This window comes from Methylobacterium sp. E-041 (assembly GCF_022829665.1).
Classification (GTDB): Bacteria; Pseudomonadota; Alphaproteobacteria; order Rhizobiales; family Beijerinckiaceae; genus Methylobacterium.
The window spans coordinates 1-10542 of the sequence record NZ_JAKSYQ010000081.1 but is presented as its reverse complement, the minus strand read 5'-3'; the positions used below and the strand labels follow the sequence as shown (position 1 = coordinate 10542).

General features: G+C 66.5%; 18 protein-coding genes and 1 tRNA gene. 8 read left to right on the top strand and 11 right to left on the bottom strand.

The features are described from left to right. The coding region (locus MKK70_RS08015) for a response regulator transcription factor (RefSeq protein ID WP_243946737.1) at window positions 1–505 on the top strand (505 nt) is incomplete at its 5' end. Window positions 506–609: 104 nt separating this feature from the next. Here the strand turns inward: MKK70_RS08015 and MKK70_RS08010 are convergent. Then, window positions 610–858, bottom strand: coding sequence for a hypothetical protein (locus tag MKK70_RS08010; protein ID WP_243946736.1), 249 nt, complete (start codon window positions 856–858; stop codon window positions 610–612). 185 nt (window positions 859–1043) lie between these two features. Here MKK70_RS08010 and MKK70_RS08005 point away from each other — a divergent pair, with 185 nt between their 5' ends. Then, on the top strand, window positions 1044–1247 hold the full coding sequence (locus tag MKK70_RS08005) for a hypothetical protein (RefSeq protein WP_243937690.1): 204 nt from the start codon (window positions 1044–1046) through the stop codon (window positions 1245–1247). Here MKK70_RS08005 and MKK70_RS08000 read toward each other — a convergent pair. The 5 genes from MKK70_RS08000 to MKK70_RS07980 all read right to left on the bottom strand — a co-directional run bounded on the left by MKK70_RS08000 (window position 1217) and on the right by MKK70_RS07980 (window position 3059). Further along, window positions 1217–1753, bottom strand: a complete 537-nt coding sequence (locus MKK70_RS08000; RefSeq protein WP_243946734.1) for a hypothetical protein — start codon at window positions 1751–1753, stop codon at window positions 1217–1219. The two genes, MKK70_RS08005 and MKK70_RS08000, sit on opposite strands and share 31 nt — an antisense overlap. Beyond that, complete coding sequence (locus MKK70_RS07995) at window positions 1750–2091, bottom strand: hypothetical protein (RefSeq protein ID WP_243946732.1); 342 nt, start codon at window positions 2089–2091, stop codon at window positions 1750–1752. Before MKK70_RS07995 ends, MKK70_RS08000 begins: the two co-directional genes overlap by 4 nt. Then, window positions 2088–2516, bottom strand: coding sequence for a DUF5681 domain-containing protein (locus MKK70_RS07990; RefSeq protein ID WP_243946730.1), 429 nt, complete (start codon window positions 2514–2516; stop codon window positions 2088–2090). Before MKK70_RS07990 ends, MKK70_RS07995 begins: the two co-directional genes overlap by 4 nt. A gap of 79 nt (window positions 2517–2595) precedes the next feature. Next, a complete protein-coding gene (locus tag MKK70_RS07985) occupies window positions 2596–2853 on the bottom strand; it encodes a hypothetical protein (protein ID WP_243937682.1) in 258 nt (85 codons plus the stop codon). After that, window positions 2853–3059, bottom strand: coding sequence for a hypothetical protein (locus MKK70_RS07980; RefSeq protein WP_243937681.1), 207 nt, complete (start codon window positions 3057–3059; stop codon window positions 2853–2855). Before MKK70_RS07980 ends, MKK70_RS07985 begins: the two co-directional genes overlap by 1 nt. Window positions 3060–3202: 143 nt before the next feature. On the opposite strand from MKK70_RS07980, the gene MKK70_RS07975 reads away from it, so the two are divergent. After that, a complete protein-coding gene (locus MKK70_RS07975; protein ID WP_243937680.1) occupies window positions 3203–3469 on the top strand; it encodes a hypothetical protein in 267 nt (88 codons plus the stop codon). Window positions 3470–3799: 330 nt separating this feature from the next. Further along, complete coding sequence (locus MKK70_RS07970) at window positions 3800–4150, top strand: hypothetical protein (protein ID WP_243937679.1); 351 nt, start codon at window positions 3800–3802, stop codon at window positions 4148–4150. Between the two features lie 19 nt (window positions 4151–4169). Here MKK70_RS07970 and MKK70_RS07965 read toward each other — a convergent pair whose 3' ends face one another. The 3 genes from MKK70_RS07965 to MKK70_RS07955 all read right to left on the bottom strand — a co-directional run bounded on the left by MKK70_RS07965 (window position 4170) and on the right by MKK70_RS07955 (window position 6188). Then, entirely contained in the window at window positions 4170–4673 is a 504-nt protein-coding gene (locus MKK70_RS07965; RefSeq protein WP_243937678.1) for a hypothetical protein, read from the bottom strand. A 382-nt stretch (window positions 4674–5055) separates the two neighbouring features. Further along, window positions 5056–5862 (bottom strand): phosphoadenosine phosphosulfate reductase family protein, encoded by an 807-nt coding sequence (locus MKK70_RS07960; RefSeq protein ID WP_243946728.1) that lies wholly within the window; start codon window positions 5860–5862, stop codon window positions 5056–5058. Next, entirely contained in the window at window positions 5859–6188 is a 330-nt protein-coding gene (locus tag MKK70_RS07955) for a hypothetical protein (protein WP_243946740.1), read from the bottom strand. The genes MKK70_RS07960 and MKK70_RS07955 overlap by 4 nt, the downstream gene beginning before the upstream one ends. Between MKK70_RS07955 and MKK70_RS31030 the strand changes: the two genes are divergently transcribed. Then, a complete protein-coding gene (locus MKK70_RS31030; protein WP_243937723.1) occupies window positions 6069–6356 on the top strand; it encodes a GCG_CRPN prefix-to-repeats domain-containing protein in 288 nt (95 codons plus the stop codon). The genes MKK70_RS07955 and MKK70_RS31030 overlap by 120 nt on opposite strands. Before the next feature lie 698 nt (window positions 6357–7054). Continuing rightward, entirely contained in the window at window positions 7055–7444 is a 390-nt protein-coding gene (locus tag MKK70_RS07945) for a tyrosine-type recombinase/integrase (RefSeq protein WP_243946726.1), read from the top strand. 30 nt (window positions 7445–7474) lie between these two features. On the opposite strand, the gene MKK70_RS07940 is transcribed toward MKK70_RS07945, so the two are convergent. Beyond that, window positions 7475–7550: transfer RNA gene (locus tag MKK70_RS07940), tRNA-Ile, on the bottom strand. Window positions 7551–7819: 269 nt separating this feature from the next. Further along, the gene (locus MKK70_RS07935; RefSeq protein WP_243946724.1) at window positions 7820–9289 is read right to left on the bottom strand and encodes an MDR family MFS transporter; all 1470 of its coding nucleotides are present in this window, start codon (window positions 9287–9289) and stop codon (window positions 7820–7822) included. Between the two features lie 122 nt (window positions 9290–9411). Between MKK70_RS07935 and MKK70_RS07930 the strand changes: the two genes are divergently transcribed. Together MKK70_RS07930 and MKK70_RS07925 are read left to right on the top strand one after the other, a co-directional pair. After that, the gene (locus MKK70_RS07930) at window positions 9412–9570 is read left to right on the top strand and encodes a hypothetical protein (RefSeq protein ID WP_243932288.1); all 159 of its coding nucleotides are present in this window, start codon (window positions 9412–9414) and stop codon (window positions 9568–9570) included. Between the two features lie 372 nt (window positions 9571–9942). After that, a partial coding sequence (locus tag MKK70_RS07925) for a CHASE3 domain-containing protein (protein ID WP_243946722.1) occupies window positions 9943–10542 on the top strand: 600 nt, incomplete at its 3' end.

The following is a 10542-nucleotide window of genomic DNA, read 5'->3' as shown; positions in this document are numbered from 1 at the left end:
CCGGGTCGCCAAGGTGAAGACCCCGATCCTGATCCTCTCAGGGATGGCCAGCATCGAGGACAAGGTGAAGGGCCTCGGCTTCGGCGCCGACGACTACCTCACCAAGCCGTTCCACAAGGACGAGCTCGTGGCCCGCATCCACGCGATCGTCCGCCGGTCACAGGGGCATGCCGAAGCGGTAATCACGATCGATGACCTGATCATCAACCTCGATCAGAAGATCGTCGAGATTGCTGGAACGCGGGTTCCGCTGACCACCAAAGAGTACCAGATGCTGGAACTCCTCTCCCTGCGGGAGGGGACGACGATCACCAAAGAGATGTTCCTCAACCAACTCTACAACGGCATGGACGAGCCCGAACTGAAGATCATCGACGTGTTCATCTGCAAGCTTCGGAAGAAGCTTGCCAACGCCAGCGGGGGCAAGAACTACATCGAGACCATCTGGGGCCGCGGTTACGTCCTGCGGGAGAGCGCACACGAAATGCGGGCTATGGCGAGCTGAGGAGCTATGCTGCTGAAGGTACAAAGCTTAAGCGACGGCTCACTTGCTTCAAGGCGACCCTTCTTGCGACGTGTCCAAAAAAACGATCGCGCGAAGTTCGGTCTTTAGACGGTATTTCCCGCCTCAAGCTCGTTCTTGATCCCCTGCAGCGCTTCACGCTCGGCCTTGTACGCAGCCAGGGTCTGATCCGTCATATCGACCTCCTGCCCTCCAGGCTGCACCTCGCTTACCTTTCGGGTCTTGGCCTCCATCATCTCAACAGCTTGGCTGATGTCGGCGATGCGCTTCGTCGCGTAGGTGAGGAATGCTGCTTCAATGGCCATCGTGCTCTTTCGTACCGCGATGAGCGCCATATAGGGCAGCTGGGCTCCTACCGTCGGCAAATACCTCACTGCTCCGAGACGTGCCGCGCGCGCCACTCGCCCGCCGTCAGTTCCAGGCCGATGGCCAGCGTAGCATCTCTTACATCGAGCCAATCAATATGGCCGGGGTCCGGCCCCCGCCTTGGCTGCGGCGAGAGCGCATGGCATGGTCAAGCATGACCTACCGCATCGACTTCTACCGGGAAGGCGCCATCGTCAGCGTAGTGAAGGATCTAGAGGATCTCTCCGCTGCCAAACGGACTGCTGAGAAGGAAGTCGCTACCCGCGATGCCGAAATCGCCCTTGTGATCGATGTGGACGGCACTGGAACGGAGGTAGCCTCCATCCGTCAGGACACGATGGTCTGGGACGATGAATAAGCGCTGCTGCACTCCGTCTGACTAAGCCGCGCCTTCACAAACTCGGCCGGAACGCCGTAGGCGGTGAGGGCGCGGGCGAGGGTGCCGCTGTCGTCGGCCCCGGGCCAGTCAGGGTTCTGCGACTTCGCCGTCGCCCACTCGTCGAGGGCAGCGGTGGAGAGAATGTGCCCGCGCTCGGCGGGGTCCAGACATTCACCTGCTCCGTACCGTGTGCACAGGGCAGCGTCTGCCCGTTCGATCCGCTGGCTCCACTCCTCGGGGTTCGCTTCAGCCTGTGCCTCCATGTCGTCATGATCGGCATATCCGAGCGCCCGAGCGAAGCCGTCGCTGTAGGAGTCCTCCAGATGCAGCGGGCCTGACGCGCGCGGCCGAGGATAGCTGCCGAGCGCAATGGCGACGGCCCGGAGCCAGACCTGAGTCAACTCGCGGGATGCCAGTCCCTGGCCAGCGCGCCCTGCCTGTCCGGCTTCCAAGCGGTTCAGACGCTCGATCAGCTTCGGGGTCATTGCACGTTCCTCGGCCAGTCCAACTGGAAGGTGAAGGCGGCGCAGGTCTTCGGCCACAGGCCGGCTGCCCCAGCCTGCGCACGCGCCTCCTCCGTCAGGATGGCGGGCGACAGGTCCCGCGGCGGCTCGCCCTCGGCCATGCGGGACGCCCCGACGTTCATGACGAAGGCGTCGTCGCCGTCGTGGATGGCGTGGCGGCGAGCCTTCAGGAAGGCGATGATATCGCTGAGCGGCGTCCTGGAGGGAGCCTCGACCTGAAAGACGAGGTGCTTGCCGGCCGAAGGGGGGGCGGCCTCCGCCTCCAGGCGGGTCAGCCTGTCCATCACACGTGGTGTCATCGCTTTCCTCCAGATGTCTGTTCCAGGGCGGCGAGGCGTTCGGCGAACTCGTGCGCCTCGATGGCCTTCACATGCGCGTCGATTGCCTTGCCGACATCGGCCGCCTCGGATGGTGTGAGATCGCCGGAGGAGACCGCGTGGAGCAGCGCGCTCGTCGCCTTGGGGATGTCGGCGGTGCTCTTGATCGCGGGCAACTCGAACGTGACAGGGCGATCCCTCCGAGCCGGCATCAGCCGATCCATGCAGAGCCGCAGTGCCGGCCCGTCGCCGTCCAAGGCCATCTCGATCGCCTTGCGGGTCAGGGCCTCGCCCTCGCCCTCCAGGATGGCCTCCATCGCCAAGGACGTGCGGTTGCGGGAGCCCTTGGGCCGCCCGTTCGGGTTGCCGCTCTGTCCCTTCTCGAACTGCGTTATGTTCTCCGCCATGTCCTTCGATCCACGCTAAAGCTGATGCCTGCGGCCACTGTCATGCGCCTGATAGTACAGGAGAAATACAGGCGCGGGGCTATCCCTGACGGACCTCCGCCGTCCGGTCGCGCAACAGCAGATCGATCGGCTGACCATTCTCGGCGTCGGTGACGACCCGGATGATGTTCAAGTCCTCGTCCCGCACCTCGTGCCCGTTTGAACGCAGGAACGCGACGGCATCCTCAGGCGGCAATCCGGCAGGTCCCTCCATCAGAAACCGGTGGGTCTGATGAGGGATGGCCGGCGGCGTGGTCGCCACCTCCAGCTTGGCGAGGCGCTTGTGCAGGTCGTTCATCACGGTTCCTGGTGGGTTGGATCGGGTTTCTTCGTGAGGGCCAGCGCCGCGGCGCTCTCGGCGAAGGCGTAGAGGGCAGCGACAGCAGCCTGCTTGCACACGTCCGTCGCGCCAGGTGCGGTCTCCATCGTGATCGCAGCGGTGCGAGCGCCGTGGATGGCGGCGCGGAGGCCGGCGTTGTAGGCGGCTTGCTCGCGCGGGGTCATGCCTGTGCTCCAAGGTATTTTAATCCACGTCGGCGCGTGCGCGGCGTCACGTCGAGAATGAAATCGGCACCCCATCTTAGTCTCAAGCAGAAGGGAACAAGCCCGATCCAGGGATTGTCCTGCATAGGAGTTTGAATACGACCATGAAGACCCGTATCGCCGCCATCGCCACCGCCCTTGTTGTTGGCGTTGCCTCGATCTCGTCTGCAATGGCCTACGATCGGCCCGCCCGCCACACCGGGTTCTCGCCCTACGAGGTTGAGACGACGGGTTCGTTCAACGGTTACGACGCTGGCTTCCACCGTGACCCGGCAACTTGCCCGATGAGTTCGGCTGCCGAGGGCAACGCCAACCAGCAGCACTTCCCGGTGAAGCAGTACGGCCAGACCGCCGGCGGAAACCGCTGCTGATCGGCTGACAGGTTCACAGGCATGCAAATGAAGCTGTTCAACTACCTGATGATCGGAGCTTTCGCTTGCGGTCTCGTCGCAACGGCCGTGGGTACGGCGAGCGCTGTCGTCGGCTTCTGATCGCAGAGAGGCCAGGTCCGGTTTGAGGTTCGAGCGGCGGGGCGAGAGCCCCGCCGTTTTTGTGTGCGCGGTTGGCCGGACCTGGGTAGGGGCAAGGCTCTCCCATGGGGTCATCGGTAAGCCGTCCATGGCGCTCGCAGCCTCAGGCGTGTCAGTGTCCGGCTCTCGGGCGCAGACACGATCGCGACCGCCGAGAGGTAGAGGCGTTGAATGGCTGGAATTCTTGAGGAGACCGGCCTGCAGCCGTTGATCGCGACGGTGATGCGACCGTGGGTAAGCGCGGTCGAAACGGCCTCACCTGGCATGCATGGGATGATGGCGTCTGCCACGTCCAGCACGGCCGCGAGCTTGAAACGCCGCATCGTTGTCTCGCCAGCACTCGGCTCGGCGCTCGAAGTGGCTGTCGCAGCGTCCAACCTCTTTGCAGCAGCTCTCGACACAAAAAACGGCCGGGTGGCCGAGCAGCGCGCGGCAGCGCTCGCGGCCTTAGTGGTATTGATAGAGAACCTACGGTCAGCCGAGCCAAGTGAGGATACGCGGGGGCTCGGGCTGGGATGGTAGGCAGTCTGATTGTGAGAGGTCATGCTGCGGCATTCCCCCGATTGCGCCACGCCTCGACCGCCTGATGCGCCTGGATGACGACAGCTTCGATCCAGGCAGCGTCGGCATTCGTGACGGAGACATCCCCCTCGAAGCCTTTGAGGCGGTCCCGGTCTGTCTTGCTCAGGAAGCGACCGCCGAACGCCTTCGGCATCGTCCAATCGAGCATCCAGGTATAGCGCGCGACCCTGCTCCATGGCTCGATCGTCTGCGTGTCCCGGAGACGCATCCCTGTTCGGCGACATGGTGCGTTCGGCGCTTCGCTCCCGGGGTCAGGGCTGGTCGAGGAGCGCTGCGGGAACGAGGATGGCGCAAACCGGGCGGGCGCAATCTCGATCATCCTCGCGAGAGCATGCCAGTCGAGCCCCGCGGCGGCCAACGTCCGTCCCATCGCATGCGCCGCAGCCACCACCTCTCCATCATGCTCGCTTGCGAGCCGAGGCAGGATCTTGGCGAGCTTCGCAGCGATGTCGGCTGGGATCATGAGCGCCATCCAGGCAGGCCGGCCCATGCCGCAGCGATGATGGTTTCGCGACGCTCAGAACGGTCAGGAGCGGCGTCGGCGACCGCGCGCAGCAACGGCCTCCATCGTGTCACTGCCACCCGCCTCTGAGGCTTCCTCGCCCTTTCGACGAATGGCGGACTGAAAGGCTTTCCAGGCCGGACCATCCGCGGGTTGGCTCTCGACGGCCGCAACGACCGCGATCAGCGCTTCAATGATCGGAGCGATGGTCTCCTGCTGGGGCGGGGCTATCGTTGACGTCACCTCTGCCTCGCGGCTCGCAGCTGGCGGGGCGGCGACGTGACTGGTGGAGCGAGGGCGGATCATGGTGCTGATCTCGTTGGGTAAGTGATGGTGAGCAGGGTCATGATCGGATCTCCCTGGCTGCCCGGCCGGTACCGTTAAGAACGGCCAGCGCCTCGGTTGCCTTGGCGGCAGCGGCGGCGAGTGTGTAGCGGGCTGCGTTGCGAGCGGAGGCGGCATCCTCGGGATAGAGGCGATCGAGCAGGCGCAGCTTCTCGGCCGAGAGGTTCGCTGGGCAGCGAACGCACTCAATGCTCGTCGGGCACTCGGCGTGGTGCGGATGCAGGCGGATGCCCTGTTCTGCGACGAAGGCCCACACCTCCGCGTCGGTCCACGACCACAGGGGCATGGCGACCTCGATATGTGCAGGGAACGCGCTGGCGAGCCCGGCGACGGTGCCGCCCCCATCGGCGGTACGTTGACCGATGAGCAGAGGGCAGGGGCTGCGAACGCCCTCCATGAAGGTGACGGCCGGCTGCACGCGGTGGACGCCGCAACAGGATAACCAGGGCTGCACCTTCGGCTCGCGCCACCCGACCGTAGCAAGGTTCTCGACCGCAACCAGGTCGGCGGGGACGCCCCACTCCTGCCAGTTCTCGACCATGGGCCGATCCGGGCGCAGCTCGACCACCTCGAAGTCGGCGCGATGGCTCAGGACGTGATCGCGCATGAAGGGCGCGGCATCAGCGTTCACCCACAGCAACGTTGTCCGGTCCTGCCAGGGCCGGCAGAGGTGGGCGAGGGCGGCCGAGTCCTTGCCTCCCGAGAATAGGACGTAGGCGCGGTCGTAACGGTCGAAGAGGGCAGCGAGGGCCTGTTGGGCGACTTGGATGCCAGCGGCAAAGGCGGCCTGTTCGCAAGGGATCATGTCCTAATCTTCCGTGCTGCTAGGTCGGTGCCGTTGATGGCGTTGAGTACCTCGGTTGCCGTGGCTGAACGGATCGCTTGGCAGTGGGTCAGCATCGGTTCAGCGACTGAGGTGCAGCCTTCGAACTCGCCGGCTGGATGAGAGCGATGCCGGGCGCTAACGAGGTTCAGGTCATGACGCGCATGAAGGTGCTGGGAATTGCCGTTTTGATAGCCGCAGGGCTTGGTTCGGCGACCTCGGCGAATGCCGCTCCCTTCTTGTCCGGTCAGATCCGCAGTGATGCGGTAATCGAACTTGTGGCTGGCGGATGTGGCCCCGGCTTTCATCCAAATCCGTGGGGACGCTGCCGGCCGAACGACCGTGGATACGGCTACGGTGGTGGTCCTCGAGGGTACTATGAGGGGCGGCCAGCATACGGCTACGGCGGCGGGTATGGTCGTCGCGGTGGCGACTACGAGTACGGCGGTCCCCGCCGGTTCTACGGCGGCTATTAAGGCCATCAGGGCGGGCGGTCTTTCGGCTGCCAGCTCATAAACCTGTGGTTGAAGGCAGCATGCTGGCGCGGGGTCATGGCCGCGACTTTTGGGTGTTGCCAACGGTCTGAGGGGAAACGCCTGCCCGGCGAGTGATCTTGCGATCGGTGATGCTGTGACCGAATAGGTCCAGCACGTCGCGGCGTTTGTCGGCGTTGGTTCCGGATATCCAGATTGGATGGCGCCTCGGCGGTCGTCATAGCTGCTGCGTGGGCGAGCACTTTCATAGGGCCAGCAGCAAACGGACCGGCGGCGCCCGGCGCGACCTAGAAGACCTTCGGGCTGCCATCGGGCATCACCAGACCGAAGGCTTGCATCGTGGGATCGTCAAAGTCCCGTTGCCAGAGAAAGGGGAGGGGAGAGACCGCTTCCTAACGAGAGAGGAGGCCGCCGGCCTGCTCTGGGTGTGCTGGCGCTACCGCGAGAAGCAAACCGTCCATCGGGGCGCGAACCTCGGCTAGGCAGTTCAGACCGACAAGCGCCCACTTCGGCACCTCGCGCGGTTTATCCTGCTCGGCCTCTATACCGGCACACCTGCCGGAGTGCTTGCTGCTGCTTCGTTCCACCGCGGTAAGGGCAGGGCCTATGTCGATCTCGATAAGGGGCTGTTTTACCGGCGAGCCGAGGGCAATCGCGTTACGAAGAAGAGGCAGCCCGTCGTGAAGCTGCCATCGCACCTCGTGGCGCACTTGCGCCGCTGGGCGGTGACGCCGCGCCGCGATGGAACGATGCCCGAGTTCGCGGTCGAGTGGAACGGCAAGCCCGTTGCGTCGGTCAAGACGGCCTTCGCATCGGCGGTCCGCCTTGCCGGCCTTGAGGAAGCTGCTTCACCGCATGTCCTCCGGCACACCGCGGCGACTTGGCTGATGCAGCGCGGCGTCAGCATCTGGGAGGCGTCCGGCTTCCTCGGCATGACGCCTGACGTGTTGATCAACGTCTACGGTCACCACCACCCGGACTTTCAATCCGGCGCCGCGGGAGCCTTCAAAAACAGGGGCAAAAAGAGCGTTCCGTTGGGCAAATCGTTGGGCGACCGCCCCGGGGCATAAAACAATGCCTGCTTAAGTCGCTGCGATGATTGGTGGGCCCGGCAGGACTCGAACCTGCAACCAGACCGTTATGAGCGGTCGGCTCTAACCATTGAGCTACAGGCCCAAGCCGTTATCCCAGCTTGCTTTTAGGCATCGGTACCGTCGCCGCTCAACGTGGGGCGGCAAGACGGCGACGGAAACCCTGCTCCTGCCTACCGCGAGCCGGTGCCGGCGACAAGCTGGGTGGGGGCTCGGACGACCGTGCCGTCGCTCCGATCGCGTCTCGGCTCGCATGGCAACCAGGATGCTGGCGTGCGGCACAGGACGGGCGATCGGATACGAAGAAAATGCCCGGACGCGAGGCGGCCGAGCACCGAGCGTAGCTGCCGAATGCTACTCCGCGACGGCCGGTGCCGCCTCCGCGATCGCCACGCGCGGCACGAGCAGGGATGCCGACAGCGTCAGCAGCGCGACGGCGAAGACCGTCCAGAAGGTGCCGTGCAGGGCGTGCTGCAGGCTGAGGCGGGCCGCCTCGCCGGCTGCGCCGAGGCTCGCCGGGTCGTCGAGCAGGCGGCGCAGCTGGTCGGGATCCACCCCGGTCCCGCCGTCCGGATGGATCAGGCGATAGTTCAGCACGGCGCCGAGCGCGGTGGCGCCGAGCGTCGAGCCGAGGTTGCGCGCGAAGATGTTCGAGGCGGTGGCCGCCCCCCGCTGCCCCCAGGCGACGCTGTCCTGGATGATCACGATCGCCGCCGTCGACAGGAAGCCCATGCCGAGGCCCATCACGATCGACCCCGCCACCGCCACGACCGGCGAGGTCTCTGGGCCCAAGGCCACGAAGGCCGTCGCGCCGATCGGCAGCAGGGCGGCGCCGAGCAGCAGGACCGGTCGCAGGCCGAAGCGGACGAAGCTGCGCGCCGCCGTCGTCGCGCCGATCGGCCAGCCGAGCACCATGAGGGTCAGGGTGAACCCGGCGACGAGCGGCGATTGCCGGAGCACGCCCTGCACGTACATCGGGAGAAAGGCGGTGAGCCCGATGATCGCCATGCCCGAGAGCAGCGTCGCGGCGTTGGCGGTGAGGATCGGGCGCTGCCCCCACAGCGAGAAATCCAGCATGGGGTCGGCGGCCCGCCGCTCCTGCAGCACGAACAGCGCGATCGCCGCCAGGAAGGTCAGGCCGGCGGCGACGGCGAGGGCCGGCGCGGCCGACGTCTCGGTCAGGGCGATCATCAGCGCCGCGATCGCCACCGTGAAGAGGGCCGCCCCGATCACGTCGATCCGGCGCGGCTTGCGCTCCACCTCCTCGCGCAGGAACAGCAGGAACAGGACGGCCGCGAGGACGCCGACCGGCAGGTTGATCCAGAAGATCCACGGCCAGCTCAGATGCCCGACGATCAGCCCGCCCGCGAGCGGCCCGGCCACCGACGAGACGCCCCAGACGCTCGCGAGATAGCCCTGGACCCGTCCGCGCTCGCGAGCCGCGTAGAGGTCGCCGACCACGGTCATGCTCACGGGCTGGATCGCGCCGGCCCCGACGCCCTGCACGAGCCGGAACAGGATCAGCGAAGGCATCGACCAGGCGATGCCGCACAGCAGCGAGCCGACGAGGAACACCGCGATGCCGAACAGCAGCACCGGGCGCCGGCCGTAGAGATCGGACAGCTTGCCGAACACCACGGTGGTCGCGGTCTGCGTCAGCAGGAAGGAGGCGAACACCCAGGCGTAGAGATGGAGGTCGCCGAGCTGGCCCGCGATCTGCGGCATCGCCGTCGAGACGATCGTCGCCTCGATCGCGATCATGAACATCGCCGCCATCACCGCGGCGAGGACCAGCGGGCGGCGCGTCGTCGGTGCGTTCAGCATGCGCCGGCTTTAGGGCTCCTGCGCCGCCGGCGCCAGAGGACGGCGATCTGCTGGCCCGCGCCCGCGCCGGCAAAACTTTCTCGATCGCGCGACGTAGGGGGTGGGCGGAAGGACATCCGCCCATGCTGGCCTCAAGCCTGATCTGCCTCGTCGCCGGGACCGGCCTGGTCGCGGCGTCCCTGCTGATGCCCGCCTATCGCCTGCGACTGGAGGTCATCGGCGCGGGGCTGTTCATCGCCGGCCTCTGCCTGCTCGGCGCCGAGCTTCCCCTGTTGCGTTGAGGCCGGTTCCCAATCGCGGGTCGTGTCCCGCCGCCCTGCGGCTCGGTCGTCATGCCCCTCGGGTGCGGGACGGGTTTCCCATCGCCGCCCGGGCGGCACCGTCTCCACGGCATCTCGGGGGCGTCCGCCCCAGCGCCACGCATTGGTCCGGGCGCCGCGATCCGCGCATGGCGGCCGGCGAGATCCGCCGCGCGGCCGGCTTCGAGAGGCACGCCGGAATCGGGCCGGATTTGATGAGCGGATGCACGATCCCTATCGGCGTCGTCGACCGATGAACCCCGCACGCACTTGATTCGAATGCCGACTCGGCCGACTGCGCCGGCAAGGGGACCGCAGGGCGCCGCCCACAGGTCTGCGCAGGAACGCTCGAACATGCCGAACACGTTTGGCCTCAACCGCACCCTCGGCGGCGCGATCGGCGCCATCGCGCTCGTGTCGGTCCTCGGCAGCGGCACGGTCCTGTTCACGCTGGACCGCCTGAACGAGGCGACCGAGGCCCGTCGCAAGGTGACTCTCGTGGCGCGCGGCCTCGACGCCTTTCGCGGCGCCATGCTCAACCAGGAAACCGGGCTGCGCGGGTACCTCATCACCGGGCGCGACAGCAGCCTCGAGCCCTATCGGGCCGGCCGCCCGGCGCTCGATGAGACCATCGATCGGCTTCGGGCGCTGACGAGCGGCGAGGCCGAGACGTCGCGCCTGCTGGCCGATGCCGTCGCCGCCGCCCGCACCTGGCAGGCCGAGATCGGCGAGCCGGCCGTGCGCATGGCCGCCGACCCGGCGCGACGGCCCGAGGCGGCGCGCGTCGAGGCCGAAGGCAATGGCAAGCAGCTGTTCGACACCCTGCGCGAAAAGCTCGCCGTCATCGAGACCAAGCAGGACGATGCCCGGAACGCGCTGAACGATCGCGTCGCGGAGGCGCAGCGGACCGCGTTCCTGACCCTGTGGGGCGCGGCCCTGATCACGCTCCTGATC

Bases quoted from the DNA above. Each gene is read 5' to 3' on its own strand.
- MKK70_RS08010 (WP_243946736.1), bottom strand. From the start codon at position 858: ATGGCGCTCATCGCGGTACGAAAGAGCACGATGGCCATTGAAGCAGCA.
- MKK70_RS08005 (WP_243937690.1), top strand. From the start codon at position 1,044: ATGACCTACCGCATCGACTTCTACCGGGAAGGCGCCATCGTCAGCGTA.
- MKK70_RS08000 (WP_243946734.1), bottom strand. From the start codon at position 1,753: ATGACCCCGAAGCTGATCGAGCGTCTGAACCGCTTGGAAGCCGGACAG.
- MKK70_RS07995 (WP_243946732.1), bottom strand. From the start codon at position 2,091: ATGACACCACGTGTGATGGACAGGCTGACCCGCCTGGAGGCGGAGGCC.
- MKK70_RS07990 (WP_243946730.1), bottom strand. From the start codon at position 2,516: ATGGCGGAGAACATAACGCAGTTCGAGAAGGGACAGAGCGGCAACCCG.
- MKK70_RS07985 (WP_243937682.1), bottom strand. From the start codon at position 2,853: ATGAACGACCTGCACAAGCGCCTCGCCAAGCTGGAGGTGGCGACCACG.
- MKK70_RS07980 (WP_243937681.1), bottom strand. From the start codon at position 3,059: ATGACCCCGCGCGAGCAAGCCGCCTACAACGCCGGCCTCCGCGCCGCC.
- MKK70_RS07975 (WP_243937680.1), top strand. From the start codon at position 3,203: ATGAAGACCCGTATCGCCGCCATCGCCACCGCCCTTGTTGTTGGCGTT.
- MKK70_RS07970 (WP_243937679.1), top strand. From the start codon at position 3,800: ATGGCTGGAATTCTTGAGGAGACCGGCCTGCAGCCGTTGATCGCGACG.
- MKK70_RS07965 (WP_243937678.1), bottom strand. From the start codon at position 4,673: ATGATCCCAGCCGACATCGCTGCGAAGCTCGCCAAGATCCTGCCTCGG.
- MKK70_RS07960 (WP_243946728.1), bottom strand. From the start codon at position 5,862: ATGATCCCTTGCGAACAGGCCGCCTTTGCCGCTGGCATCCAAGTCGCC.
- MKK70_RS07955 (WP_243946740.1), bottom strand. From the start codon at position 6,188: ATGAAAGCCGGGGCCACATCCGCCAGCCACAAGTTCGATTACCGCATC.
- MKK70_RS07935 (WP_243946724.1), bottom strand. From the start codon at position 9,289: ATGCTGAACGCACCGACGACGCGCCGCCCGCTGGTCCTCGCCGCGGTG.
- MKK70_RS07930 (WP_243932288.1), top strand. From the start codon at position 9,412: ATGCTGGCCTCAAGCCTGATCTGCCTCGTCGCCGGGACCGGCCTGGTC.